General features: G+C 64.5%; 24 protein-coding genes. 7 read left to right on the top strand and 17 right to left on the bottom strand.

Annotated features, from left to right (window positions below; all coding sequences use genetic code 11):
* Positions 1 to 372 precede the first annotated feature (372 nt).
* The 17 genes from leuS to EB812_RS01355 form a co-directional block, all read right to left on the bottom strand.
* Positions 373 to 2,886 carry a leucine--tRNA ligase gene (gene leuS / locus EB812_RS01435; RefSeq protein WP_118230327.1) on the bottom strand — a complete coding sequence of 838 codons (2,514 nt, stop codon included), beginning with the start codon at positions 2,884 to 2,886 and terminating at the stop codon, positions 373 to 375.
* 14 nt (positions 2,887 to 2,900) lie between these two features.
* Complete coding sequence (gene nusB / locus EB812_RS01430) at positions 2,901 to 3,386, bottom strand: transcription antitermination factor NusB (protein ID WP_118230328.1); 486 nt, start codon at positions 3,384 to 3,386, stop codon at positions 2,901 to 2,903.
* A 3-nt stretch (positions 3,387 to 3,389) separates the two neighbouring features.
* A complete protein-coding gene (gene ribH / locus EB812_RS01425; RefSeq protein ID WP_165450861.1) occupies positions 3,390 to 3,857 on the bottom strand; it encodes a 6,7-dimethyl-8-ribityllumazine synthase in 468 nt (155 codons plus the stop codon).
* 80 nt (positions 3,858 to 3,937) lie between these two features.
* A complete protein-coding gene (locus EB812_RS01420) occupies positions 3,938 to 4,642 on the bottom strand; it encodes a riboflavin synthase (protein ID WP_130957744.1) in 705 nt (234 codons plus the stop codon).
* Positions 4,643 to 4,803: 161 nt separating this feature from the next.
* Positions 4,804 to 5,952: a bifunctional diaminohydroxyphosphoribosylaminopyrimidine deaminase/5-amino-6-(5-phosphoribosylamino)uracil reductase RibD gene (gene ribD / locus EB812_RS01415; protein ID WP_118230330.1), complete on the bottom strand. Its 1,149-nt coding sequence runs from the start codon at positions 5,950 to 5,952 to the stop codon at positions 4,804 to 4,806.
* The gene (locus EB812_RS01410; RefSeq protein ID WP_118230331.1) at positions 5,945 to 6,436 is read right to left on the bottom strand and encodes a deoxycytidylate deaminase; all 492 of its coding nucleotides are present in this window, start codon (positions 6,434 to 6,436) and stop codon (positions 5,945 to 5,947) included. Before EB812_RS01410 ends, ribD begins: the two co-directional genes overlap by 8 nt.
* A gap of 116 nt (positions 6,437 to 6,552) precedes the next feature.
* Positions 6,553 to 7,791 (bottom strand): serine hydroxymethyltransferase, encoded by a 1,239-nt coding sequence (glyA, locus tag EB812_RS01405; protein WP_118230332.1) that lies wholly within the window; start codon positions 7,789 to 7,791, stop codon positions 6,553 to 6,555.
* Between the two features lie 69 nt (positions 7,792 to 7,860).
* The gene (fabF, locus tag EB812_RS01400) at positions 7,861 to 9,108 is read right to left on the bottom strand and encodes a beta-ketoacyl-ACP synthase II (protein ID WP_118230333.1); all 1,248 of its coding nucleotides are present in this window, start codon (positions 9,106 to 9,108) and stop codon (positions 7,861 to 7,863) included.
* Between the two features lie 243 nt (positions 9,109 to 9,351).
* On the bottom strand, positions 9,352 to 9,585 hold the full coding sequence (gene acpP, locus EB812_RS01395; protein WP_118230334.1) for an acyl carrier protein: 234 nt from the start codon (positions 9,583 to 9,585) through the stop codon (positions 9,352 to 9,354).
* An 81-nt stretch (positions 9,586 to 9,666) separates the two neighbouring features.
* Entirely contained in the window at positions 9,667 to 10,431 is a 765-nt protein-coding gene (gene fabG / locus EB812_RS01390; protein ID WP_130957743.1) for a 3-oxoacyl-[acyl-carrier-protein] reductase, read from the bottom strand.
* Positions 10,432 to 10,657: 226 nt separating this feature from the next.
* The gene (locus EB812_RS01385) at positions 10,658 to 11,644 is read right to left on the bottom strand and encodes a beta-ketoacyl-ACP synthase III (protein ID WP_118230336.1); all 987 of its coding nucleotides are present in this window, start codon (positions 11,642 to 11,644) and stop codon (positions 10,658 to 10,660) included.
* A gap of 15 nt (positions 11,645 to 11,659) precedes the next feature.
* Positions 11,660 to 12,694 carry a phosphate acyltransferase PlsX gene (gene plsX / locus EB812_RS01380; protein ID WP_118230337.1) on the bottom strand — a complete coding sequence of 345 codons (1,035 nt, stop codon included), beginning with the start codon at positions 12,692 to 12,694 and terminating at the stop codon, positions 11,660 to 11,662.
* Entirely contained in the window at positions 12,694 to 12,876 is a 183-nt protein-coding gene (gene rpmF / locus EB812_RS01375) for a 50S ribosomal protein L32 (protein WP_118230338.1), read from the bottom strand. Before rpmF ends, plsX begins: the two co-directional genes overlap by 1 nt.
* Positions 12,877 to 12,983: 107 nt before the next feature.
* Positions 12,984 to 13,544, bottom strand: a complete 561-nt coding sequence (locus EB812_RS01370; RefSeq protein WP_130957742.1) for a YceD family protein — start codon at positions 13,542 to 13,544, stop codon at positions 12,984 to 12,986.
* Positions 13,545 to 13,604: 60 nt separating this feature from the next.
* Positions 13,605 to 14,243, bottom strand: coding sequence for a LysE family translocator (locus tag EB812_RS01365; RefSeq protein WP_118230340.1), 639 nt, complete (start codon positions 14,241 to 14,243; stop codon positions 13,605 to 13,607).
* The gene (locus EB812_RS01360) at positions 14,237 to 14,515 is read right to left on the bottom strand and encodes a GIY-YIG nuclease family protein (RefSeq protein ID WP_118230352.1); all 279 of its coding nucleotides are present in this window, start codon (positions 14,513 to 14,515) and stop codon (positions 14,237 to 14,239) included. Before EB812_RS01360 ends, EB812_RS01365 begins: the two co-directional genes overlap by 7 nt.
* A 62-nt stretch (positions 14,516 to 14,577) precedes the next feature.
* Positions 14,578 to 15,090: a hypothetical protein gene (locus tag EB812_RS01355; protein WP_118230341.1), complete on the bottom strand. Its 513-nt coding sequence runs from the start codon at positions 15,088 to 15,090 to the stop codon at positions 14,578 to 14,580.
* A gap of 249 nt (positions 15,091 to 15,339) precedes the next feature.
* Here EB812_RS01355 and EB812_RS01350 point away from each other — a divergent pair, with 249 nt between their 5' ends.
* The 7 genes from EB812_RS01350 to cas1c all read left to right on the top strand — a co-directional run bounded on the left by EB812_RS01350 (position 15,340) and on the right by cas1c (position 23,369).
* Positions 15,340 to 16,008: a tetratricopeptide repeat protein gene (locus EB812_RS01350; RefSeq protein WP_207287299.1), complete on the top strand. Its 669-nt coding sequence runs from the start codon at positions 15,340 to 15,342 to the stop codon at positions 16,006 to 16,008.
* Positions 16,009 to 16,190: 182 nt separating this feature from the next.
* Positions 16,191 to 18,398 carry a CRISPR-associated helicase Cas3' gene (gene cas3, locus EB812_RS01345; RefSeq protein ID WP_118230343.1) on the top strand — a complete coding sequence of 736 codons (2,208 nt, stop codon included), beginning with the start codon at positions 16,191 to 16,193 and terminating at the stop codon, positions 18,396 to 18,398.
* Positions 18,399 to 18,428: 30 nt separating this feature from the next.
* Complete coding sequence (gene cas5c, locus EB812_RS01340) at positions 18,429 to 19,073, top strand: type I-C CRISPR-associated protein Cas5c (RefSeq protein ID WP_118230344.1); 645 nt, start codon at positions 18,429 to 18,431, stop codon at positions 19,071 to 19,073.
* Positions 19,070 to 20,815, top strand: a complete 1,746-nt coding sequence (gene cas8c / locus EB812_RS01335; RefSeq protein WP_118230345.1) for a type I-C CRISPR-associated protein Cas8c/Csd1 — start codon at positions 19,070 to 19,072, stop codon at positions 20,813 to 20,815. Before cas5c ends, cas8c begins: the two co-directional genes overlap by 4 nt.
* A gap of 3 nt (positions 20,816 to 20,818) precedes the next feature.
* Positions 20,819 to 21,697 (top strand): type I-C CRISPR-associated protein Cas7/Csd2, encoded by an 879-nt coding sequence (cas7c, locus tag EB812_RS01330; protein WP_118230346.1) that lies wholly within the window; start codon positions 20,819 to 20,821, stop codon positions 21,695 to 21,697.
* A gap of 14 nt (positions 21,698 to 21,711) precedes the next feature.
* On the top strand, positions 21,712 to 22,341 hold the full coding sequence (gene cas4 / locus EB812_RS01325; RefSeq protein ID WP_118230347.1) for a CRISPR-associated protein Cas4: 630 nt from the start codon (positions 21,712 to 21,714) through the stop codon (positions 22,339 to 22,341).
* Positions 22,338 to 23,369 carry a type I-C CRISPR-associated endonuclease Cas1c gene (gene cas1c, locus EB812_RS01320; RefSeq protein WP_118230348.1) on the top strand — a complete coding sequence of 344 codons (1,032 nt, stop codon included), beginning with the start codon at positions 22,338 to 22,340 and terminating at the stop codon, positions 23,367 to 23,369. The genes cas4 and cas1c overlap by 4 nt, the downstream gene beginning before the upstream one ends.
* Positions 23,370 to 23,371: the final 2 nt, after the last annotated feature.

The following is a 23,371-nucleotide window of genomic DNA, read 5'->3' as shown; positions in this document are numbered from 1 at the left end:
CTTGAAAATCCTTGCCACGAAATGCGAGAAGGCAGGCTTTTGCCTGCAGTAAGCGAGCATTTCAAGTGTTAAATGCTCTAGTAGGCAGGCAGAACAGCCATACTGGGGGTGGTCTGTGCGTCCTGAGGTTTTGTAAGAATCCTACCTCCTGAGTATGCGTTTCTGGGGCGGCGCATAAAAAACGCCCCGGCTCTTGCCGGGGCGTTTTTTTGCGGGGCAGATGTCAGATTGGCGCGAGCGGCCGGGCGGGCCGTTAACGCCGCGGGCGCAAAGAAGGGCGGTTTTGTTCAGAGTGGGGCAAGTTCTCGTTGCCGGACCTTGCCGCCCGTTTTCCGGATTCCTCCGGTCAGCCCGCAGCGGGCGGCGCTGTCGTCAGTTGGCCACGATGTTGACCAGCTTGCCCGGCACTACCACCACCTTGCGCACGGTAAGCCCGGCTGTGTGGCGTTGTACGTTGGGGTCCGCCAAGGCGGCCTGCTCCAGCGCGACCTTATCCGCTTCCGCCGGCACCTGCACGGTGCCGCGCAGTTTGCCGTTGACCTGCAGGGCCACGGTAAGCATGTCCTGCGCGGTGGCTGCGGCCTCCCAGCGGGGCCAGGCCTCGCCGGACAGGGTGTCGACGTGGCCCAGGCGCTCCCACAGTTCTTCGCAGACGTGGGGGGTAATGGGCGCGAGCAGGGTCAGCACCGTGGCCATGGCAGAGGAGAACACGCGGCGTTCGCTCTCGCTGTTGCCCATTTTTTCCCGGGCCAGGTACATGGCGTTGACCAGCTCCATGACGGCGGCAATGGCCGTATTGCACTGGAAGCGTTCGCCCATGTCCTCCCCGGCCTTTTTGACCGTCAGGTGTTCGCGGCGGCGCAGGTCGCGGGCTTCGACCGTTTGGGCGTCCGCGTCCGTGGCCTGGCAGGCCTTGAGGGGCAGGAGCCGTTCCCGTTCTTCCATAAACAGCCGCCAGACGCGGCCGATGAAGCGCGAGGCTCCTTCGATGCCTGAATCGGACCAGTCAAAGTCCCGTTCCGCCGGGGCGGCGAAGAGGCAGAACAGCCGCACCGTGTCTGCCCCGTATTTGGCGATCATCTCTGCAGGGGCCACCACATTGCCCTTGGATTTTGACATTTTGCCGCCGTCCTTCAGCACCATGCCCTGGGTGAGCAGGTTGGCGAAGGGCTCGTCCAGCCCGGCGGGGAAAAAGCCCAGGTCGCGCAGTGCCTTAGTGAAAAAGCGGGAATAGAGCAGGTGCAGGATGGCGTGTTCCACACCGCCGATGTACTGGTCCACGGGCAGCCAGTAGCTGAGGGCGGCGGGGTCAAAGGGGGCCTGGGTATTGCGGGCGCTGGTGTAGCGGGCGAAATACCAGGAAGACTCCACAAAGGTGTCCAGAGTGTCGGTTTCGCGCCGGGCCGGGCCTCCGCAACGCGGGCAGACGCATTGGGCAAAAGCCGGGGTCTCCGGCAGGGGGGAACGGCCGTCCTCGCGGATTTTGACGTCCATGGGCAGGAGCACGGGCAGGTTTTCTTCCTTTTCCGGCACCACGCCGCATTTTTCGCAGTAGATCACGGGGATGGGTGCGCCCCAGTAGCGCTGGCGCGAGATGTTCCAGTCCCGCAGGCGAAACTGGGTAGTGGCGCGGCCTTTGCCTTCTTTTTCCAAGGCTGCGGCCACGGCGGCCTTGCCTTCCACATTGGGCAGGCCGTCAAAGGGGCCGGAGCCCACCATGACGCCCTCGGCGGTAAAGGCCTCCGCAAGCTCTTCGGCCCGCAGTTCCTCCCCCTTGGGGCAGATGACCACCTTGACGGGCAAGCCGTACTTGCGGGCAAACTCAAAGTCGCGCTGGTCGTGGGCGGGCACGCCCATGACCGCGCCGGTGCCGTAGTCCGCCAGCACAAAGTTGCCCAGCCACAGGGGCACGCGCTGCCCTGTGAAGGGGTGCAGGGCGTAGGCTCCGGTAAAGATACCTTCTTTTTCCAAATTTTCGGACTGCCGGTCCAGGCGGTCCATATTGCGGATGCGCTCCACAAAGGCGCGTACCTGGTCGGCCTGCGGCTGCCCGGCAATGAGTTGTTCCACCAGGGGGTGTTCCGGCGCAAGCGTCATGAAGGTGACGCCGAAGAGCGTGTCCGGACGGGTGGTGAAAACGTCCAGGCTCTGCGCGCCCTCCACGGGTTTTTCCAGGGCAAAGGTGACGGCCGCGCCCGTGGATTTGCCGATCCAGTTGCGCTGCATGGCCAGCACGCGTTCGGGCCAGCCGCCCTCCAGCTTCTGCAGGTCTTCCAGCAGTTCGTCGCCGTAAGCCGTGATTTTAAGGAACCATTGGGTCAGGTCTTTCTGGATCACGCGGCTGTCACAGCGCCAGCACAGGCCGTCAATGACCTGCTCGTTGGCCAGTACCGTATGGCAGGAGGGGCACCAGTTCTGCGCGGCCTTCTTGCGGTAGACCAGACCTTTTTCCAGCAGGCGCAGAAAGAACATCTGTTCCCAGCGGTAGTATTCCGGCCGGCAGGTGGCGACTTCTCTCGACCAGTCGTAGGAATAGCCCAGGCGTTGGAGCTGGGCGCGCATGTTGGCGATGTTGTCGTAAGTCCAGCGGGCGGGATGGGTGTGGTGTTTGATGGCCGCGTTTTCCGCCGGCAGGCCAAAGGCGTCCCAGCCCATGGGGTGCAGCACGTTGTAGCCCAGCATGCGCCTGGTGCGCGCCACCACGTCGCCAATGGCGTAGTTGCGCACATGGCCCATGTGGATGTTGCCCGAAGGGTAGGGAAACATCTCCAGCACATAGTACTTGGGCTTGTCGCTCTTGTCGCTGCAGGCAAAGGCGTTTTCCGCCTGCCAGCGGGCCTGCCATTTTTCTTCAATAGCTTGCGGATTGTAGCGTTCGTGCGTCATGGCGTACCAGGAGGTTAGGCGGACGGGACGGGCGCAGGGTTTTCCCCGGAGGGGGATTCCAGGGCCTTGGCTACGGCGTCCAGAATGCCGTTGATAAAGTTTTTGGCCGTGTCCGCGCCGTATTCCCGGCTCAGTTCCAGGGCCTCGTTAATGGCTACCCGGGGCGGCACGTCGGGTCGGCAGAGCAGCTCGTAGACGGCCAGCCGCAGCAGGGTCAGCTCTACCCGGCCCATGCGGTCCAGCCGCCAGTTGCGGGCGTGGCGGGCAATGAGCTGATCCAGGCGTTCGCGTTCCCGCCAGACGCCTTCCACCAGTTCCCAGGCAAAGCCCACCGGCATATCGCCCGGCTCCCTGGCGGGGTCGGGCGTGGCGGCGGGCGTGCGCAAAAACTGACTGCGCAGGTCCGTCATGCTGGTGGCCGAGGTAAAAGAAAGGCCGTAGAGCACTTGAAAGGCCTGGGCCCGCTCGCCGTGACGGGTGGCGTTTTTTCCTTTGGCCATGGGTTAGAGCTGCTCCAGCACGCGGACGGTTTCCAGCATGGCGGCGGCGGCTTCGGCCCCTTTATTGCCAGCTTTGGCCCCGGCGCGTTCAATGGCCTGTTCAATGTTGTCGCAGGTCAGCAGACCGAAGCCGATGGGCGTGCCCGCGTGCAGCATGGCCTGGGCAATGCCCTTGGTGGCCTCGGCGCAGACATAGTCAAAGTGCGGCGTACCGCCGCGGATGACCGCGCCCAGGGCCAGCACGCCGTCAAAACGGCCGCTCTGGGCCAGCTTTTGGCAGACCAGAGGCATCTCGAAAGCGCCGGGCACGCGCACCAGGGTGATGTCGTCCTGGCTTGCGCCGTGGCGTTCCAGATAGTCCAGCGCGCCGCTGATCAGCCTGTCCACGATAAAATCGTTGAAACGCGCGGCCACCATGGCCACTTTAAGGCCCTTGGCGTCCAACTGGCCGGCGATGGTTTGTACGGTCATGTTCACTCCCAGGAAGGTATATTCCTCAAGGCCGTTGTTCACGACAAAGCGCCCCGGCCCAAAGCCGGAACGCGCCATAATCAGATAAAACCGTTGCGCAGCAGCAGCTCACGGGTCACGCCCGCGCCGCCGGCCGCGTCCTGCGCGCCGGGGTCTTCAGCCGCCGTTTGCGCGCCCGGCGGCGTGCTGCTTGCCGCGCGCGCGTCCAGTACGCGCCGCACATATTTGCCGATAAGGTCCGTTTCCAGATTCACCGACACGCCGGGCCGCCAGCGGCGCATGCCCGTGCGTTGCCTGGTGTCGGGAATGACGTTGACCTCAAGAAAATCCGGACCGCAATCATTGACTGTTAAGCTGATGCCGTCAAGAGTCACCGACCCTTTGGGGAGGATTTCCGGCGCGAACTCCGGAGGAAAGCGCAGCCGACAGCGCAAGGACTGCCCCACGGCCCGCACTTCCTGCACCGTGGCAATGCCGTCCACATGGCCGCTTACCAGATGCCCGCCCAGACGGTCGCCCAGGGCCAGGGCGCGCTCCAGATTGACGCGGTCGCCAGGCCGCAGCGCGCCCAGGGTAGTCCGGGCCAGGGTCTCCGCCGAAGCGTAGGCTGTAAAGTCCGCGTCCCCAAAGGTTTCCACTGAAAGGCAGGCGCCGTTGACGGCAATAGATTCGCCCGCTACAAGCCCGGAAAGAGCAAACAGCGGGCGCAGACGCAGGCGGCACTCCGCGCCTGAACGACGCAGGTCCGCGACCTCGCCCTCGCCTTGCACCAGACCCGTGAACATATTTGTACCCTTGGGATGGTTTTAGTTGTGTTTTTTGTGGGGCGAAGGGAACTTTTGTGATCAAAAGTTCCCTTCGCCCCACGCCCTCTATCTTTCAAAAACCTTTTTTGCGTAAGCGTGTGCGCGGTGAGCCCACCGGCATAGGGAGGCGGCACGTGCGCTCAGGCGAGCAGCGTGTCCAGGGGATGCAGCCGGATGTGCACGTCCCCGCCGCAAATGTCCGTGCGGCTTACACGCAGGCGCAGGGCCTCGTCCAGGCTCAGGGGCGCACGGCCGGAAAACAGCGGATGGGCGTCCGCGTCGCCTAGAATTATAGGGGCCAGGTGCAGGCGAAAGTCGTCCACCATGCCGGCTTCCAGCAGGCTCAGCGCCAGCTTGCCGCCCCCTTCGCAGAGTACGTAGGGGCAGTGCAGTTCTTGCCACAAAAGTTGCAGCAGGCCGACAAAGTCCGGGCCGCCTCCGCGCGCGCGCGGGCCCAGGGCCAGCACGCGCACGCCCATTTCGCGCAGGGCTTTGGCCGTGGTGGAGGCCGCCGCCGCTGGCGAGGCCATAAAAATGGTCTGCTCCGGCCTGTGCCTGAGCAAATGAAAATCCGCGTCGGGCTGCGGCAGGCGCGAGGTCAGCACGCAGGCCAAGGGTTGTGGGGCCGTTGCCCCGGCCTCGTGTACCGTCAGGCGCGGGTCGTCCGCCCTGAAGGTGCCGCCGCCGATAAGCACAGCTCCACCGCACAGGCCAATGCCTGCGCGCAGGCGCTGCACTTCCTGCCGAGAAGGCTCGGAGCTGATCCACTGGGATTGCCCCTTGCGCGTGGCGATGCGTCCGTCCAGCGTGGCGGCCATCTTGAGGATGACGTAAGGCCGGTTTTGGGTCTGCCAGACCAGAAAATCCGCCACCAGGTCGCGGCACTCCTGCGCGCACACGCCCTCCACCACCTCCAGCCCGGCTTCGCGTAACTGACACGCACCGCCGCAGGCCACGGGGTTGGGGTCGGCCAGACCCACCACCAGCTTTTTGATGCCGGCCTCGCGCACGGCCGCGGTGCAGGGTGGGGTTTTGCCCTGATGGCAGCAAGGCTCCAGGGTGACCACCAGGGTGCAGTCTGCCGGGTCCACCCCGTGCGCGCGGGCGTCCTTGATACAGGCGACCTCGGCGTGGTCTTCCCCGGCGGCATGGTGCCAGCCGCGCGCCGCCACGTGTCCGTCGCGCACCAGTACGGCCCCCACCGTGGGATTGGGACAGGTCTTCCAACGACCCCGCTCGGCAAGGGCTATGGCCTCGCGCATAAAGGGAGCGTAATCCAGTTCAGACATGGGAGCCTTCTCCGGTTTGAGCGCTGACCACGGGGGGGACGAAGGGCAGCTGTTCCACAAGAACCCCGGCTTCACGCAGCATTTGCGTGGCCAGTTCGTCTGGATAGTCCTCTGCATAGAGGATATGGCGAACGCCGCAGTTGATAAGCATTTTGCTGCAGAGCACGCAGGGATGGGTGGTGCAGTAGAGCTCCGCGCCGCTGATATTGATGCCGTGCACCGCGGCCTGAATGATGACGTTTTGCTCCGCGTGCAGCCCCCGGCAGATTTCGTGCCGCTGGCCGGAAGGGATGCCCAGCTGTTCGCGCAGGCAGCCCACCTCCAGGCAGTGGGGCACCCCGGCCGGAGCGCCGTTGTAGCCCGTGGCCAGGATGCGTTTGTTCTTCACCAGCACCGCGCCCACCCGGCGGCGCAGGCACGTGGAGCGCCCGCTTACCAGGTAGGTGATGTTCATGAAGTATTCGGGCCAAGGCATGCGTTGCATAGGACCACCTGAAATAGTTGCGGCCGGGGACAAGCCCGGCCAGACTGCCGCCGCGTGCGCTGCCTTGAGCGCGGTCCGGCTTACGCCCAAACGTAAGCCGGACCGCCATAAACGGCTTACCAGGCAAACAGCGGGAACTGCCGGGCGAACTCCTCCACCTTTTTACGGATGTTTTCCAGCGCGGCGGGTTCGTTGCGTTTTTCCAGGGCTTCCACAATAAAGCTGCCCACCAGGCGCATATCGTCTTCTTTCATGCCGCGCGTGGTCAGGGCCGCAGAGCCCAGGCGGACGCCCGAAGTAACAAAGGGCGAACGGGTTTCAAAAGGCACGGTGTTTTTGTTTACCGTAATGCCCGCCTTGTCCAGGGCCTGTTCGGCGTCCTTGCCCGTAATGTCCTTGCTGGTCAGGTCCACCAGCATTAAGTGGTTGTCCGTGCCGCCGGAAACCAGGTCGTAGCCCGCCTTCATGAGGCAGGCGGCCAGGGTGGCGGCGTTCTGCACCACCTGCAGCTGGTATTTTTTGAAGGCAGGACGCAGGGCCTCGCCAAAGGCCACGGCTTTGGCCGCGATGACGTGCATGAGCGGCCCGCCCTGAATGCCGGGGAAAATCTGGCTGTTGAGGGTTTTGGCCATGCTTTCGCCGGAAAGGATCATGCCGCCGCGCGGACCGCGCAATGTCTTGTGCGTGGTGGTGGTGGTGATGTGGGCGTAGGGCAGGGGGCTCTGGTGCAGGCCTGCGGCCACCAGCCCGGCAATGTGGGCCATGTCCACCACCAGGGTGGCGCCCACTTCGTCAGCAATCTGCCGAAAACGCGCAAAATCAATGGCGCGGGGGTAGGCGCTGGCGCCCGCCACAATGGCCTGAGGTTTGTGTTCACGGGCCAGGGTGGCCACCTGATCGTAGTCAATGCGGCCTGTTTCGCGCTCCACGCCGTAAGAAACCACGTGGAAGAGGCGGCCGGAGAAGTTCACCGGGCTGCCGTGGGTCAGGTGCCCGCCGTGCGAAAGGTTCATGCCCAAAATGGTATCGCCGGGCTTCATGAAGGCCAGATAGGCGGCCATGTTGGCCTGTGAGCCGGAATGAGGCTGCACGTTGACATACTGGCAGTCAAAAAGCTGCTTGGCGCGGTCCTGGGCCAAGGTCTCGGCTATATCCACGTATTCGCAGCCGCCGTAATAGCGCTTGCCGGGGTAGCCTTCGGCGTACTTGTGGGTCAGCACGCTGCCCTGGGCCTCGCGCACTGCCGGCGAAACGAAGTTTTCCGAGGCGATGAGTTCCAGTTTGCTGACCTGACGGTTGGATTCCAGAATGATGGCCTGGGCCAGTTCCGGGTCTTGGAGCAGGATTTCGTCCATGAGCGCTTCCTTATGGTTGGCGGGGGCGGACCATGCCCCCCCCGGCCGCGGGGCAAAGGGCGTGGGGCCCTAGGCTTCCCACTTTTTAAAAATGACGCTGGCGTTGGTGCCGCCGAAGCCGAAAGAGTTGCACATGGCGTAGCTGCAGGCCTGGTGCACCGTGCCGTTCGCCAGGTAGTCCAGATCGCATTCCGGATCGGGATTTTCCAGGTTGATGGTGCCAGGCAGCATGCCGTCGCGCAGGGCCAGGGCCGTGAATACGGATTCGATGCCGCCGGCTGCGCCCAGCAAATGGCCGGTCATGGATTTGGTGGCGGAAATTTTGAGCTTGGGCGCATGCGCGCCAAAGACCAGTTTAATGGCGCGGGTTTCGGTCTTGTCGTTGAGCATGGTGGAGGTGGCGTGGGCGTTGATGTGCTCCACGGCCTCTGGCTGGATGCCCGCATCCTTGAGGGCGTTTTGCATGGCGCGGGCCATGCCTACGCCGTCCTCACAGGGAGCGGTCATATGGTAGGCGTCGCCCGTGGCGCCGTAGCCCACCATTTCAGCGTAGATTTTGGCGCCGCGCGCCTGGGCCGATTCCAGCGATTCCAGCAGCAGCAGGCCGGCGCCCTCGCCGATGACAAAGCCGTCGCGCTTGGCGTCAAAGGGGCGGGAGGCGCGGGTGGGCTCGTCGTTAAACTGGGTGGAAAGCGCCTTGAGCGCCGTAAAGCCCGCCACGCCCAGGGGCGTGACCGTGGCCTCCACGCCGCCGGAAATAACCGCAGTGACCCGCCCCAGGCGGATGTTGTCAAAAGCCGTGCCCAGAGCGTGGATGGCGGAGGCGCAGGCCGTGGTGGTGACGATGTTGGGGCCTTTGGCGCCGGTAAAAATGGAAATCTGCCCCGGACCCATATTGGAAATGAGCATGGGGATCATGAAGGGCGAGATTTTGTTGGGACCGGACTGCAGCAGCTTGGCGTGGTAGGTCTCCAGGGTGTGCAGACCGCCCAGACCGATGCCGAGGATGACGCCCGTATCGTAGGCGTTAGCGTCGGTTACGGTAAAGTCCGCGTCTTTGAGGAGCATCTGGGCCGAAGTCACGGCAAACTGGGTGAAGCGGTCCATGCGGCGGGCCTGCTTCATGGGGATGTGGTCTTCGGGCACAAAATTTTTCACTTCGCCGGCAATGCGGGCATCGTAGGCCGAAGCGTCAAAAAGGGTGATGGGCGCAATGCCCGACTCGCCGGCGAGCAGCTTTTTCCAGGTGCTTTCCATATCATTGGCGAGGGGCGTAACGCCGCCAATGCCGGTGATCACTACGCGGGGACGGGTCATGCATGCTCCTTTGAAGGCGGGGGGACGCGGCGTCCCCCCACTGCGGCTGTCATGGGAATTCAAAGCGTCCTTCGTCCGCAGCGGCGGACGCCTCACGGTCGCGGCAACAGCGCGGTTTCGTTGGGCGTTTGTGCCGCCGCGCCGTTTTTGCGACGGGTGGGCACGGCGCGCCCGTGCGGCAAAGCCCGGCGACAGGCTGCGGGCCGGAAAGCCGGAAGCCCCTCCGGCGTTGGTGCGCCGGTACTATTGCTTGTTTTCGATGTAGCTGATGGCGTCTTGCACTTTCAGGATCTTCTGGGCGTCGTCGTCGGCAATTTCAATGTCGAACTCTTCTTCCATAGCCATGATCAGCTCGGTCAGGTCCAGAGAATCGGCGCCCAGGTCCTCCACAAAGGAGGCTTCGGGCTTCACTTCTTCGGCGCTCACGCCCAGTTGATCCACAATGATCTTTTTTACCTTTTCAGAAACATCAGACATGGTATCCTCCAGCAATAAAGTAATGGTCTCTCTGTTGGCCCGGCGTCGGGGCCGGGCGGGGTCTTTGTGGCGCGGGCGCGGTCAGCAGTACATGCCGCCGTTGACGCCCAGCACCTGTCCGGTGATGTAGGCGGCCTTGTCCGAGGCCAGAAAGGCCACGGCTTCGGCCACGTCTTCGGCCCGGCCCATGCGCCGCAGGGGTATGGCCGCCACATAATCCGCGCGCACTTCATCGGTAAGGGCTGCGGTCATGTCCGTTTCAATAAAGCCGGGGGCCACGGCATTGACCGTGATCTGCCTGGCGGCCAGCTCTTTGGCGCAAGATTTGGTGAGTCCCAGCAGGGCTGCCTTGGCCGCGGCGTAGTTGACCTGCCCGACGTTGCCCATCTGCCCCACCACGGAAGAAATATTGACGATCCGGCCGTAGCGGGCCCGGCTCATGATCTTGGCCGCCTCGCGCGAGCACAAAAAGGCTCCGCGCAGGTTGACGGTGAGCACGCGGTCAAAGTCCTCGTCCTTCATGCGCAGTAAGAGAACATCCCTGGTGATGCCCGCGTTGTTGACCAGCACGGCCAGGTTGACCTGGTCCTTGATCTCGGCGGCAAAAAAGTCGGCCACGGCGGCCCCGTCGCTCACGTCCAGGCCAAAAGCCCTGGCCTGGCCGCCCTGGGAGCGGATTTCCTCTACGGTTTTTTCCGCCTCTTCCGGGCGGCTGACGTAGGTAAGGTAAACCTGAAAGCCCTCCCGTGCCAGGGTGCGGGCAATGGCCCGGCCGATGCCGCGTGATCCGCCGGTTACCAAGGCCGTCGGCGCGTCTTGGGTGGAAGGGCACTGCACGGTTGTCATATTGCCTGCCTTTAGTCTGCGGCGTGCGGCACGCCAGTTGGAGCGAAAAGCGCGGAAAAGCCGTCAGGGCCGGCCGCGCGGCAGGGGCGAAGCATCGCCGTTTTTCTGGGCGTGTCCTGCGCGCCCGGCGTGCCCCCTGCGTGGAGAAACGCCCGTAAAAAATGTTGTTGCACGCGCGGTGCGCCGCGTGCGCCCCGGCCCCGTGTGCGGCCGGAGAAAAATCGGCTTAAAAGCGCAGCAGGGCCGCGCCCCAGGTAAGCCCTGCGCCGAAAGCCGTAGCCAGTACCCGGCAGCCCGGCCTGATGCGCCCCTGCGCGTGCGCTTCGGCAATGGCCAGGGGAATGGAGGCCGAAGAGGTGTTGCCGTACTGGTCCACATTGACGAACACGCGCTCGCCCGTGATGCCCAGGCGGCCGCCCACGGCTTCTATAATGCGCAGGTTGGCCTGGTGGGGCACCAGCAGGTCCACATCCGCAGCCGTGAGGCCGTTTTTGGCCAGCACGTCTTCGCAGACCTGCACCATGCTGCGCACCGCATGCTTGTACGTTTCACGCCCTTGCATGCGGATGAAAAAATCTTCGCCCACGGGGTCGCCCAGGCCATAACGGCTGGAGGTGCCGCCGCCCACGACGATAAGGTCGCGCTGGCGGCCGTCGCTCAGGCAGAGCACGTCTTCCAGCCCGGCCAGCACATTGGCCGAACCCGCGCTGACCACGCAGGCCGTGGCCGCGTCGCCAAAGAGCACGCAGGTGGAACGGTCCGCCCAGTTGACCCGGCGGCTGAGGGCCTCGGCGCAGATAAACAGAATCTTGGCCTCGTGATCCTGGGCCAGCAGCGAACGGCAGAGGGAAAGGCCGTACAAAAAACCGGAACAGGCGGCACTGAAGTCAAAGGCCATGACCGGCCCTGTGTCCAATTGCCCGGCCACAATGCAGGCCACTGAAGGAGAGAGCACGTCCGGCGTGCAGGTAGCGGTGATGACGTGGGTGAGCTCGGCAGGCAGCAGCCCCGCATCGTCCAGCGCGCCGCGCGCCGCGCGCAGGGCCATGTCCGAAGCGTTGTCGGCCGCGTCCAGCCTGTGGCGGCGGCGGATGCCCGTCCGGGAAACGATCCATTCATCGTTGGTGTCCACCACGGCGGCCAGGTCGGCATTGGTCAGCACCGTGTCGGGAACGTAGGCGTGCAGGGCAAGCAGATGGCAAAAAGGCTTCATTGGGGGTACCGTGGGTTAGATGGCGCGGGAGAAGCGGGTAAGCTCCTCGTTGGCCAGGATGGTTTCGGCCAGGCGAAGATTGGTGCCTTTACGTATAAAGGTGCCGCTCATGCGCACGGCGTTGGTCATGGCCCGCGCACTGGAGCGCCCGTGACAGACGATGGCCAGACCCTGCAGGCCCAAAAGCGGCGCGCCGCCGTATTCGGCGTAGTCCACCGTGCGCGCAAAGCGCCGGAAGGCCCCCCGGGCCAGCATGCCGCCCAGGGCCGGCAACAGGCCGGATGTGAAGACTTTTTTGAGCATGCGCACCAGCGAGGCGGCAAGCCCTTCGCTCATCTTGACCACCACATTGCCCACAAAACCGTCACAGACCACCACGTCCAGGTCGCCGGTAAAAATGTCCCGCCCTTCGGCGTTGCCCGCGAAGTTGAGGTTCTGAGCCATTTTCAGCAGTTCGTAGGCTTCCTTGACCTGGCTGTTGCCTTTGCCTTCTTCCTCGCCGATGCTCAAAAGGCTCACGCGCGGCGCTGCATAGCCCAGCAGGTCGCGGGCAAAAGCGTCGCCCATGAGGCCGAATTGAAAGAGGTGGTAGGGGCGGCAATCCACATTGGCGCCCACGTCCAGCACCACGACGGGGTCTTTTTCTGTGGGCAGCAGGGCCGCCAGGGCCGGACGTTCCACCCCGGCGAGCCGCCCCATGATGAACATGCCGCAGGCCACCGTGGCTCCGGAATGCCCGGCGCTGACCACGGCGTCGGCCGCGCCCTCCTTGACCAGGCGGCAGGCCACCTGGATGGAGGCGTTTTTTTTGCGCCGCAGGATGTCCGAGGGGCGTTCGTTCATGTGCACCACGTCATCGGCCTGCACGATGTCAAAATGCACGTTGACGAGGTCGAGCTTGTCCAGCTCGGCCTCCAGCTTGGGGGTATCTCCCACAAGCTGCACGTGCAGGTCGTACAGCCTGGCGGCCTCAATGGCCCCAGGCACCACCACGGAAGGGCCAAAATCTCCCCCCATGGCGTCCACGGCAATGACGGGGCGCTCGTTCATCACGCGTTGTCGTTGCCGGCAATCACCTTGCGCCCTTTGTATTCGCCGCAGTTAGGGCAAACGCTGTGGGGCAGGGTGGGTTCGCCGCAGGTGCAGTAGATGACGGCGGGCACGGCCACGCGGTCGTGAGAGCGGCGCATTCCTTTGCGGGAACGGGATTTTTTATTCTGCTGAACGGCCATGGCGGTCTCCTTTTCCGTATAGACGGAAGGCTTGGGCTGGCTGTGCAAAGGGGCGGGAAAGGCCCGCCCGCAAGACACAGCAGGTTACGCAAAAGTCGGGCGGATGTCTACTTGCCGCGCCGGACAAGCCCGCGCAGCACTGCCAGGCGGGGGTCGCCTTCTTCGGGCGGGCAGCCGCAGGGTCCGGCATTAAGGTTGGCCCCGCAGCGGGCGCACAGGCCCTTGCAGCCCTCTTGGCAGAGGGGCGTGGGTGGCAGGGCCAGCACAAATTCTTCCCAGCATACGGCGGCCAGGTCCAGCAGCAGCGCGCCGCGCTCCCAGACCAGTCGCTCGCCCRCCGGCGTCGGTTCCTGCGCGGCGTGACGCCTGGGCGCTTCGGGTTCGGGCTCTTCCGGCAGGCTTTCAAAGTCTTCAAACCGCGCGGCCAGCGGGGTAATGGCGTCTTCCGCGCAGCGGCTGCAGGGCAGGGCCACTTCGCCCTCCAGGCTGCCGCGCACCAGCCAGCCGTCCTCTACGGGCGTTACGGAAATCGTGGCGCGCAAGGGTTTGCGCACCCGGCAATCCATATGGAACTCCTTGAGGGGTTCCAGCCAGATGGCGGGGTCATCCAGCACAAATTCTTTGCCCTCCGGGGGCAGATCGCCGAGTCCGATGCGGTAGTTTTGCATGCTGTCCTCTGAAAGTTGATTCCCATACGCCCTGGGGCAGGGGATGTCAAGCAGTCGCGCTCAAGCGCCACGGCCGCTGCACAGCAGCAGCAGGGCCAGCCCGGCAAAAACGGTTCCGGCTGCCCGGTGGATGAGCATCTGCCCGCGCGGCGAGCGGTTGAACCAGAGGGCCAGCCGTCCCCCCAGGGCGGCCACGGCGCAGAACACCACCACCGTGGCCAGCATGAACAGCCCGCCCAGTTGAAGCACCTGCAGGGCCACACTGCCCCGCGCCGGGTCGCAAAACTGGGGCAAAAAAGCCAGAAAAAACAGGGAAACCTTGGGGTTGGTCACGTTCAGCACAATGCCCCGGCGGTACAGAGCCAGATAGCCGGGAAAGGGCGGCTTTGCCTCCGGGGTCAGGGCCAGGGCCGCGCCCGCGCGAAAGGAAAGCCAGGCCAGGCGCAGCAGATAGAGCGCGCCCGCGGCCTTGAGCAGGGTAAAGGCCAGGGCCGAACTCTGGAACAGGGCGGCCACGCCCAAGGCCACGGCCGTGGTGTGCACGCAGAGGCCTGTGACCAGCCCGAAGGTGGTGGCTACGCCCGCGCCCGCGCCGTACACGGCGGACTGGGTGAGCACAAAGATGTTGTCCGGCCCCGGAGCCACGGCCAGCAGCAGGGCTGCGGCAAAAAAGGCCAAAGCGGTTTCGGGCGTCAGCACGGCAGCGTCCCCTTTTGCAGAAAAATCCGTTTTTGTGCGCGCGGCCGGGCCTTGACCGCCCGCTCCAGGCGCAGGGCCGTACCCTGGTCGGGGCAGGTGCGGTGTTCCAGCAGGCGTACGGGGCGGCGGCCCCGCGTGTAGCGCGCTCCGCCCGCGCACAGGCCGTTGTGCTGGTCCAGACGGCGGCGCAGGTCGCGGGTGACGCCGCAGTAGAGGGTGCCGTCGGCGCATTCCAGCAGGTAGACCTGCCACAGTAAGGATTTTTGCAGCATAATCATAGTAGAGGCGCGGGGAGGCCGCATCTGGCAAAGATGGCGCAGGCGGTCCCGCAAGTTCAATCAAAGCCGCCCGCCAGCCAGACGGTGATAAGGAACGAAACCGCCCAGTTGCCCAGTCGCCAGAGCCAGGGATTGGATACGCGGCCGGCGGCCAGGCGGCGCACTTCGCTCAGGGCTCCCAGTACAGCCCCTACGGTGTGAAAAAACACGAAGCCCAGGCCCGCCAGAAAGCCAAACTGCGCAAGACAGACCAGAAACAGCGTAAAGGTGATGCAGGGGGCCAGACAGGCATTGCCGTCCTCTCGGCCAAAGCTCCACAGTCGGGCAAAGCCGTCGCCGCGGTTGCCGTAGGTGGCGCGATAATAAAAATGTTCTTCCCGGCGGGAGCCCGCAGTCCCGTCGCGGCGGGCGTCCTCCCTTTCATGGCCTGCGTCCGCGTCCCCGTGCAGCACTTCGGCCTCCACCACCTTGGGGCCGTCCGTGACGGAGCTGCCGTTGCCCGCGGGCAGGGCTTTGCGGCCGGGGTTTGCGCCCGGCGTGCGGGGGGGCTGCTGGTCGGACTGGGGCATGACGTTCTCCTCAAAGCGGGTTCGGGAACCCGGCTGGCAATGTGGTCACTTGGTTGTGCCCTGCGCGGGCCGGGGCGTCAAGACAGGGTGCAGAAGACGGCCGGGGCCGGACCGGGTGATGGACCGGCCCCGGCCTCTCCATGACGGATGCGGCGCGGTCGTGCGGAACCCTTGCCAAGGGGCGGACGGCACACTATTCTTATGCACGGGCAGGGGCCATTCCGCCCCGCCATACTAAGGAGTTTTGTCATGAAACGATCCCTCCCGGCGCTTTTGGCGGCCTTGGTTCTGTCCTGCGGCCTTGCAGGGACGGCGGTGGCCGCGCCGGCCGCCACTGCGGCGCAGACTCTGGAAAAAGCCTGGACGGCCTATAACATAGGGCAATACAAGCAGGTTATCCAGATGGTGCAGCCCCTGGCCTCGGACGGCAACCCGCGGGCGCAGGTGCTGCTGGGCCGTTGCTATGAAAACGGCCTGGGCGTGAACCAGGACCTGAGCACCGCGGCCAAGTGGTTCCGCCTGGCGGCGGACCAAAACGACAGCGAAGCGCAGGTGCTGCTGGCCTATCAGTACGAACTGGGCGTGGGCCTGCCCCGCAACGAGGCCGCCGTGGCGGACCTTATGCGTCGCGCGGCCGACAGCGGCAATGCCGAAGCCCGCTTCAACCTGGCCCTCTACTACAGCCAGGGCAAGTACGGCTTCCCCAAAAATCCGGAAGAGAGCTTCCGTTGGGCCAAGCTGGCGGCGGACCAGGGCTTTGCCCAGGCTCAGCGCTATGTGGGGGCCTGCTACGAGTATGGCGTGGGCACGACGCAGGACGCGACCACAGCCGCCCAGTGGTACAGCAAGGCCGCTGCCCAGGGGCTGGAGCGCGAAGGCAATATCTTTGCCACCAAGCGCGAATACACCATGCCGTAACCCTGTCCGTTTTTGTACAGCCTGTCGCCCGGCAGGCGCGGTAGCCGCAACCCGGCTTCGCGTCTGCCGGGCATTTTTTGTTCTGCCGCGCTTGCTGCGGCAAGCGCATTTTGATAAGCCAATGAATAAAAATAACGAAATGCCTCGTCTGCACAGGACGCGATGGTTTTTTGGGGGTGTGTATGCTCTACGCGCACACGTTGGAAGGTCGCCCGCCCGACCAATGGCAGCCCCTGGCCGAGCATTTACAAAAGGTGGCGGCCGGGGCGTCGTCCAGGGCTGCCGTTTTCGGCGCGGCGGACTGGGGCCGGCAATGTGGTCTGTCACACGATGCGGGCAAGGCTCTGCCCGATTTTCAGCAGCGGCTTTTGGGCACGTTGCGCCGCCTGGTGGACCACAAGGGCCCCGGCGCGCGCTGGCTCTTGGAGCACGGCGAGGCGCCGGGCCTGTTGCTGGCCTACTGCGTGGCCGGACACCACGGCGGCCTGCCGGATTTTCACAACAGCGGCCGGGACGGGGCGGCCTCCTTGCGGCAGCTTTGCGCCCGGGCCGTACCCTTGCCGGAGGTCGCCACTCCGGATGCGGACCTTGTGCGCGTGCTGCAGCCGCCCTTTGCGCCCACGCCGTTTGGCCTGAGTTTTTTTACGCGGCTGCTGTTTTCCGCCCTGGTGGATGCGGACTATACGGATACTGAAGCCTTTACCCAACCGGCAAAGGCGGCGGAGCGGCAAAAAGGCGCGTCTGGCGCGCCGCCGCTGGAAGCCCTGGCCACCGCCCTGGACGCGCACTGCGCGGGCTTCAGCCCCACAGGGCGGGTCAACGTCCTGCGGGCCGCCGTGCTGGAAAGCTGCCGCAAGGGGGCGGCCCTCGCGCCCGGTCTGTTCAGCCTGACCGTGCCCACGGGCGGCGGCAAAACCCTTTCGTCCATGAGCTTTGCCCTGCGGCACGCCCTGGCCCACGGCCTGCGGCGGGTGGTCTACGTCATCCCCTACACTTCCATTATTGAACAGAACGCCAGGGTTTTTCGGGAGATCTTTCCTGAAGGCGCGGTGATTGAGCACCACAGCAATTTTGACCCGCGCGTGCTTGCGCCCGGCGCGGACACGGACACGGTGGGCGAAAGCCCGGCCGCGCGCCGCCACCGCCTGGCCTGCGAAAACTGGGACGCGCCCGTGGTGGTGACCACCAACGTGCAGTTCTTTGAGTCCTTGTTTGCGGCTAAACCTTCGCGCTGCCGCAAGCTGCACAATCTGGCCCGTTCGGTCATTGTGCTGGACGAAGCGCAGATGTTGCCCACGGACTACCTCCTTCCCTGCCTGCGGGCCCTGGAAGAACTCGCCGCCCATTATGGCTGCAGCATTGTTTTTTGTACGGCCACCCAGCCGGCTCTGGCGTACGACCCCACGGAGTTCAAAAAGGGCCTGCGCGGCGCGGTGCGGGAGCTGGCCCCGGACCCCACCCGTCTGCAGCGCGATCTGGCCCGTACCCGTCTGGAACTGCTTGACGAGCCCCTTGGCCTGGAAAATCTGGCTGGCCGTCTGCGGCAGCAAGGGCAGGTTCTGTGCATCGTCAACACCCGGCAGCGGGCGGCGGAGCTGTTTCGTCTGCTGCAGGACCAGCCGGGCGCGCGCCATTTGAGCGCCCTCATGTGTCCGGCGCACCGCTCCCGCGTGCTGGAGGACATCCGTGGGCAGCTGCGGGAAGGCGCGCCCTGCCTGACCGTGTCCACGCAACTGGTAGAGGCCGGTGTGGACGTGTCCTTTCCCCGCGTTTTTCGCGAACTGGCCGGTCTGGATTCGCTGGTGCAGGCGGCCGGGCGCTGCAACCGCGAGGGCGAATGTGACGGCCTTGCGCCGGTCACCGTATTCACGCCGGAAGGCGGCGTGCCCAGGGCCTTCCGCTACGCGGCTGACAGCGCCCGCGAAGTCTTGCGCCATGTGGCGGATCCCTTCAGCCCTGAGGCGTTGCACCGTTATTTTCGCACAGTGTACTGGAAAAAAGAGGACAGCCTGGACAGCAAGGGCATTCTCGATCTGCTTTCCGACCCCAAAGGACAGTGGTTTTTCCGCAGTGCGGCGCAGGCCTTCCACTTCATTGAAAATGCCATGCTGCCCATTGTCATCCCCTACGACGCCACGGCGCGCGAGCTGCTGGCCGCCCTGCCGTTTGCGGAACATCCGCGCGGCATTTTACGGCAACTGCAACAGTACACGGTGCAGGTTTACGAGGGCCAGTTCCAGGCTCTGGATCTGCGCGGCGCGCTGGAATGGCCGGAAACGGAGCAGGGAGACGGGGCGGGCGGCTGCGCAGTGCTTGCGGATATGGATTTTTACGATGAGCGCCTGGGGCTGGTCTGCCAGGCCCCCACGGCGGAAGATTTTATTTTTTGATCCTGGCCTTTTTACCAAGGAGGTCTGCCCGTGTCTCAAGGTGTACGATTGCGGGTCTGGGGGGAGTATGCCTGCTTTACCCGCCCGGAAATGAAGGCGGAGCGCGTGAGCTACGACGTCATGACGCCCTCCGCCGCGCGCGGCGTGCTGGAGGCCGTGTATTGGAAGCCCAGCATTTGCTGGGTGGTGGACAAAATCCACGTCCTGCGGCCCATTGTTTTTGATAATGTGCGACGTAACGAGGTGGCCGACAAAATCCCTCCTGGCACGGTGAGTTCCGCCATGAAGGACGGGACCACGCCCCTGCGACTTTTTGTGGAGGACAGCCGTCAGCAGCGGGCCGCCCTGGTGCTGCGCCAGGTGGACTACGTCATTGAAGCCCATTTCAGCTATACTTCGACAGAAGACCGCAATGACGGCAAACATCTGGACATCTTTAACCGCAGGGCGGCCAAAGGCCAGTGCTTTCACCGGCCGTACCTGGGCTGCCGGGAGTTTGCCGCCTTTTTCGGTCCGGTGGAGGGGGATATTCCCACTTCTCCCCTGCAGGGCGAAGCGGATCTGGGCTGGATGCTTTATGACCTGGACTACACGGCGGACATGAGCCCGCGCTTTTTTCGCGCGCGGCTGCGCAACGGCGTGCTGGACTGCCGGGAAGGGAGGGAAAGCGCATGATTCTGCAAGCCCTCAACGACTATTACCAACGTCTGGCCGCCGACCCGGAAGCCGACATCTCGCCCTACGGCTTCGGTATGCAGGGCGTGCAGTTCTGTCTGGCGCTGCGGCCCGACGGCACCCTGGCCGGGCCGCCGGAAGACCTGCGCGACGCCAAGGGCAAGGCAAAGATACTCCGTGTGCCGGGGCCGGTGAAGCGGTCCGTCAACGTGTTGGCCAATTTCGCCTGGGACAATACGGGCTATGTGTTGGGCGCGGACGCCAAGGGCAAGCCCGAACGCACGGCGCAGGCCCACGCCGCCTTCAAGGCCCTGGCCCACGAGTTGCTGGATCCCCTGGACGACGCCGGGGCCCTGGCCCTGCTGCGTTTTCTGGAAGCCTGGACCCCGGAACAGGCTGCGGAACTGCCGTGCTGGAAAGAAATGGAAGGCTGGAATCTGGTTTTCCGTCTGGACGGAGAACGGCGTTTTCTGCACGACTGTCCGGCGTTTCAGAAGGCATGGCTGGGGCATCTGGCCGCCAACGCCGTAGAAGAAAGGGGTATGTGCCTGGTGACCGGCGAAGACAACGCGCCCATTCCGGCCATCCATCCGGCCCTCAAAGGGGTGGCCGGGGCGCAGCCCACCGGGGCCGCCCTGGTTTCGTTTAACATCGCGTCCTTCAAATCTTTCGGCAAGGAACAGAACTACAATGCCCCGGTAGGGCAGGGCGCGGCCTTTGCCTACACCACGGCCCTCAACCACTTGCTGGCCAAGGGCAGCCCGCGCAAAGTCGTCATCGGCGAAACCACAGTGGTGTTCTGGTCCGCGGCCCCGGCGGCGGAGGGGCTGTTCGGCATGAGCATGGGCGGCAAGGCGGAAGACGACAGCCTGACCCGGCAATTGCAGGGCTATCTTACCGCCGTGGCGCAAGGCCGCTATCCTGAGGAATTGGGCGACCCGGCCACAGGCTTTTTTGTGCTGGGCCTGGCGGGCAATGCGGCCCGCGTGGCCGTACGCTTCTGGCAGCGGGACACAGTGGGCGGCATGGCCGCCAACCTGGCGGCCCACTACCAGGCGTTACGCCTGCGCCGCAGTTTTGACAGCGAACCGGAGTTCCCCAGCCCCTGGCAGCTGTTGCGGGAGCTGGCCTCCCGACGGGATTCCAAAAACATTTCCCCTCTGCTGGCCGGGCAACTGCTGCGGGCCATTGTGGGCAAACTGCCCTACCCCCGTACGCTGCTCACTGCCGCCGTGGAGCGCATCCGGGCGGACAGGGGCGTCAACTCTCTTCGGGCGGCCATGCTCAAGGCCTGGCTGGTCCGCAACGCACAGAAGGAGGTTCCCATGAGCCTGGATATCGGTATTACGGATGTGGCCTATCGTCTGGGCCGTCTGTTTGCTCTGGTGGAACGCATTCAGGAAAATGCCGTTCCCGGGGCCAACGCCACAGTGCGTGACCGCTTTTTCGGCGCGGCTTCGGCCACGCCGGCCCGCGTTTTTCCCATAATATTGCGCAACGCCCAGCACGGGCTGGCAAAAATTCGCAAGGAGGAGCCGGGAAAGGCCATTAATCTGGAAAAAGCTCTGCAGGAAATCCTGAACGGCCTGGACGCCGCCCGCGGCGGCTTTCCCGCTGCCCTTCGGCTGGAAGAGCAGGGCATGTTTATCCTGGGCTACTATCAGCAGCGCCAGGCCTTTTTTACCAAAAAAGAAACCGCAGAAAGCGCAACCGTCGCGCCCGCAGCGCAAAGGGAGGACTAAGCCATGGCCGCCATCAGCAACCGTTACGATTTTGTCTACCTGTTTGACGTGGAGAACGGCAACCCCAACGGCGATCCGGATGCGGGCAACACCCCGCGTCTGGACCCGGAAACGGGCTTCGGCCTGGTGACGGACGTCTGCCTTAAGCGCAAGGTGCGCAATTTTGTGGAAATCGCCAAGGCCGGAGAGCCGGGCTACAAGATTTATGTGGCGGAGCGGGCCGTATTGTCCCAGTCCCGTGAACCCGCCTATGAAAGCGTCGAAGCCAAGGCCTGCAAAGGCGAGTCGGCAAGAATCGACGCGGCCCGGCGCTGGATGTGCGCCAATTTTTATGACGTGCGCGCTTTCGGGGCGGTCATGTCCACCAAGCTCAACAACTGCGGCCAGGTACGCGGCCCCGTGCAATTGACCTTTGCCCGCAGCGTGGAAGCTGTGGTGCCTGTGGAGGTGAGCATCACCCGCATGGCCGTGGAAACGGAGAAGGAGGCTGAAAAACAGGGCGGCGGCAACCGTACCATGGGCAACAAACACATCCTGCCCTATGCCCTGTACCTGGCCCACGGCTTTATTTCTCCCCATCTGGCGCAAGGGGACAAAGGCACGGGCTTTTCCGACGACGACCTGCAGCTTTTCTGGCAGGCCCTGCGGCAGATGTTCGATCTGGACCATTCGGCGGCGCGCGGCCTCATGAGCGCCCGTAAGCTCATTGTCTTCAAGCATGCGGACGCCCTGGGCAACGCCCCGGCGCACGTTTTGTTTGACGCCGTGCGCGTGGCCCGCCAGGGCGACGGCAGCGCGCCGGCCAGGGCCTTTGGCGACTATGCGGTGAGCGTGGATGCGGCCGCCGTGCCCGCTGGCGTCAGCGTGGAAGAACTGTTGTAAAAGGAAGACTGGCCGTGGACGATCTTCTGCCCCTTTCCGCCCTGCAGCACTATCTGTACTGCCCGCGCCAGTGCGCGCTCATTCATCTGGAAGGCGTCTGGGAGGAGAACCGCTTTACGGCCGAGGGCCGTCTGCTGCACCGCCGTGTGGACGCCGGGCTTCCCGGCGCGCGCGGCGGTGTGGCAGAGGATCGCAGCGTGCCGGTCAGGAGCGAACGTCTGGGGCTCTACGGCATTGCCGATCTGGTGGAACGGCGGGAGAACGGCGCGTCAGCCGCAGCATCGGCGGACGACATGGTCTATCCCGTGGAATACAAGCGGGGCAGCCCCAAGGTGGAGGACTGGGACCGCGCGCAGCTTTGCGCCCAGGCCATGTGTCTGGAGGAAATGCTGGGCCGGGACATTCCTGAAGGGGCCATTTTTTATGGGCAGCCGCGACGGCGGGAGCGGGTGCTCTTTGATGCCCGCCTGCGGGCCGTGGTGACGGAATCCTGTGCCGGATTGCACGCCCTGCTGGAGGGCGGCCGCACGCCGCCGGGGCGCTACGGCCCGCGCTGCCGGGGCTGTTCGCTCCTCTCCCGCTGCATGCCCAAGGCCCCCCGACAAGGGGTGGAGGACTATTTATTGCGGGGGCTTTTGTCATGAAAAAGCTGCTCAATACCCTCTATATCACGGCTCAGGGCACGTATCTTTCCAAGGATGGGGAGTGTGTGCTGGTGCGGGGCGAGGACGGGGCTTCGCGGCGCTTCCCTCTGCATGTGCTGGACGGCATTGTCTGCTTTGGCAATGTGCTGTGCAGCCCTTTTTTGCTGGGGCATTGCGCTGAACAGGGGCTGGCTGTTTCTTTTTTGACGGAGCACGGCCGCTTTCTGGCCATGGTGCGCGGGCCGCAGCAGGGCAATGTGCGCCTGCGCAAGGCTCAGTACCGCCAGGCCGACGACGCGGCGGGCGTGGCCGGGGTGGCGCGGGCCGTGCTGGCGGGCAAGGTGGCCAATACGCGGACGGTGCTGCGCCGCTGCCTGCGGGACCACGGTGAGCGGGTGGACGCCGCGCGCGTGGGGCAGGCTCTGCAGGTGTTGGAAGCCTGTGCCCAGGAGTTGCGCCGTCCGTTGGGTCTGGATCAGGCCCGAGGGATGGAAGGGCAGGCGGCCAGCGCCTATTTTGGCGTGTTCGACTGTCTGATTCTGCAGAATCGGGAGGAATTCCCCTTTGCCGGGCGCAATCGTCGCCCGCCGCTGGATGCGGTCAATTGTCTGCTCTCGTTTGTCTATACCCTGTTGGCGCACGACGTGCGTTCCGCTTTGGAGGGTGTGGGGCTGGATCCACAGGTGGGTTTTCTGCACCGGGACAGGCCCGGCAGGCCCGGCCTTGCCCTGGATATGATGGAAGAATTCCGCGCTGTGGTGGCGGATCGGCTAGTACTTTCGCTCATCAACCGGGGCGAGGTGCGCGGCCGGGATTTTGCGCGCAAAGAGAGCGGGGCGGTGCTTATGGACGACGACGCGCGCAAGCGTGTGCTCACCGCCTGGCAGAAACGCAAGCAGCAGGAAGTGACCCATCCTTTTCTGAACCAGTCTCTCCCCTTGGGGCTGGTCTTCCATATTCAGGCGCAATTGCTGGCGCGATATCTGCGGGGCGATCTGGACGGGTATCCGCCCTTTTTCTGGAAGTAAGT

The sequence above is a fragment of the Desulfovibrio legallii genome, from assembly GCF_004309735.1.
GTDB lineage: Bacteria > Desulfobacterota > Desulfovibrionia > Desulfovibrionales > Desulfovibrionaceae > Desulfovibrio > Desulfovibrio legallii.
This window is presented reverse-complemented; position numbering and strand designations above follow the sequence as displayed.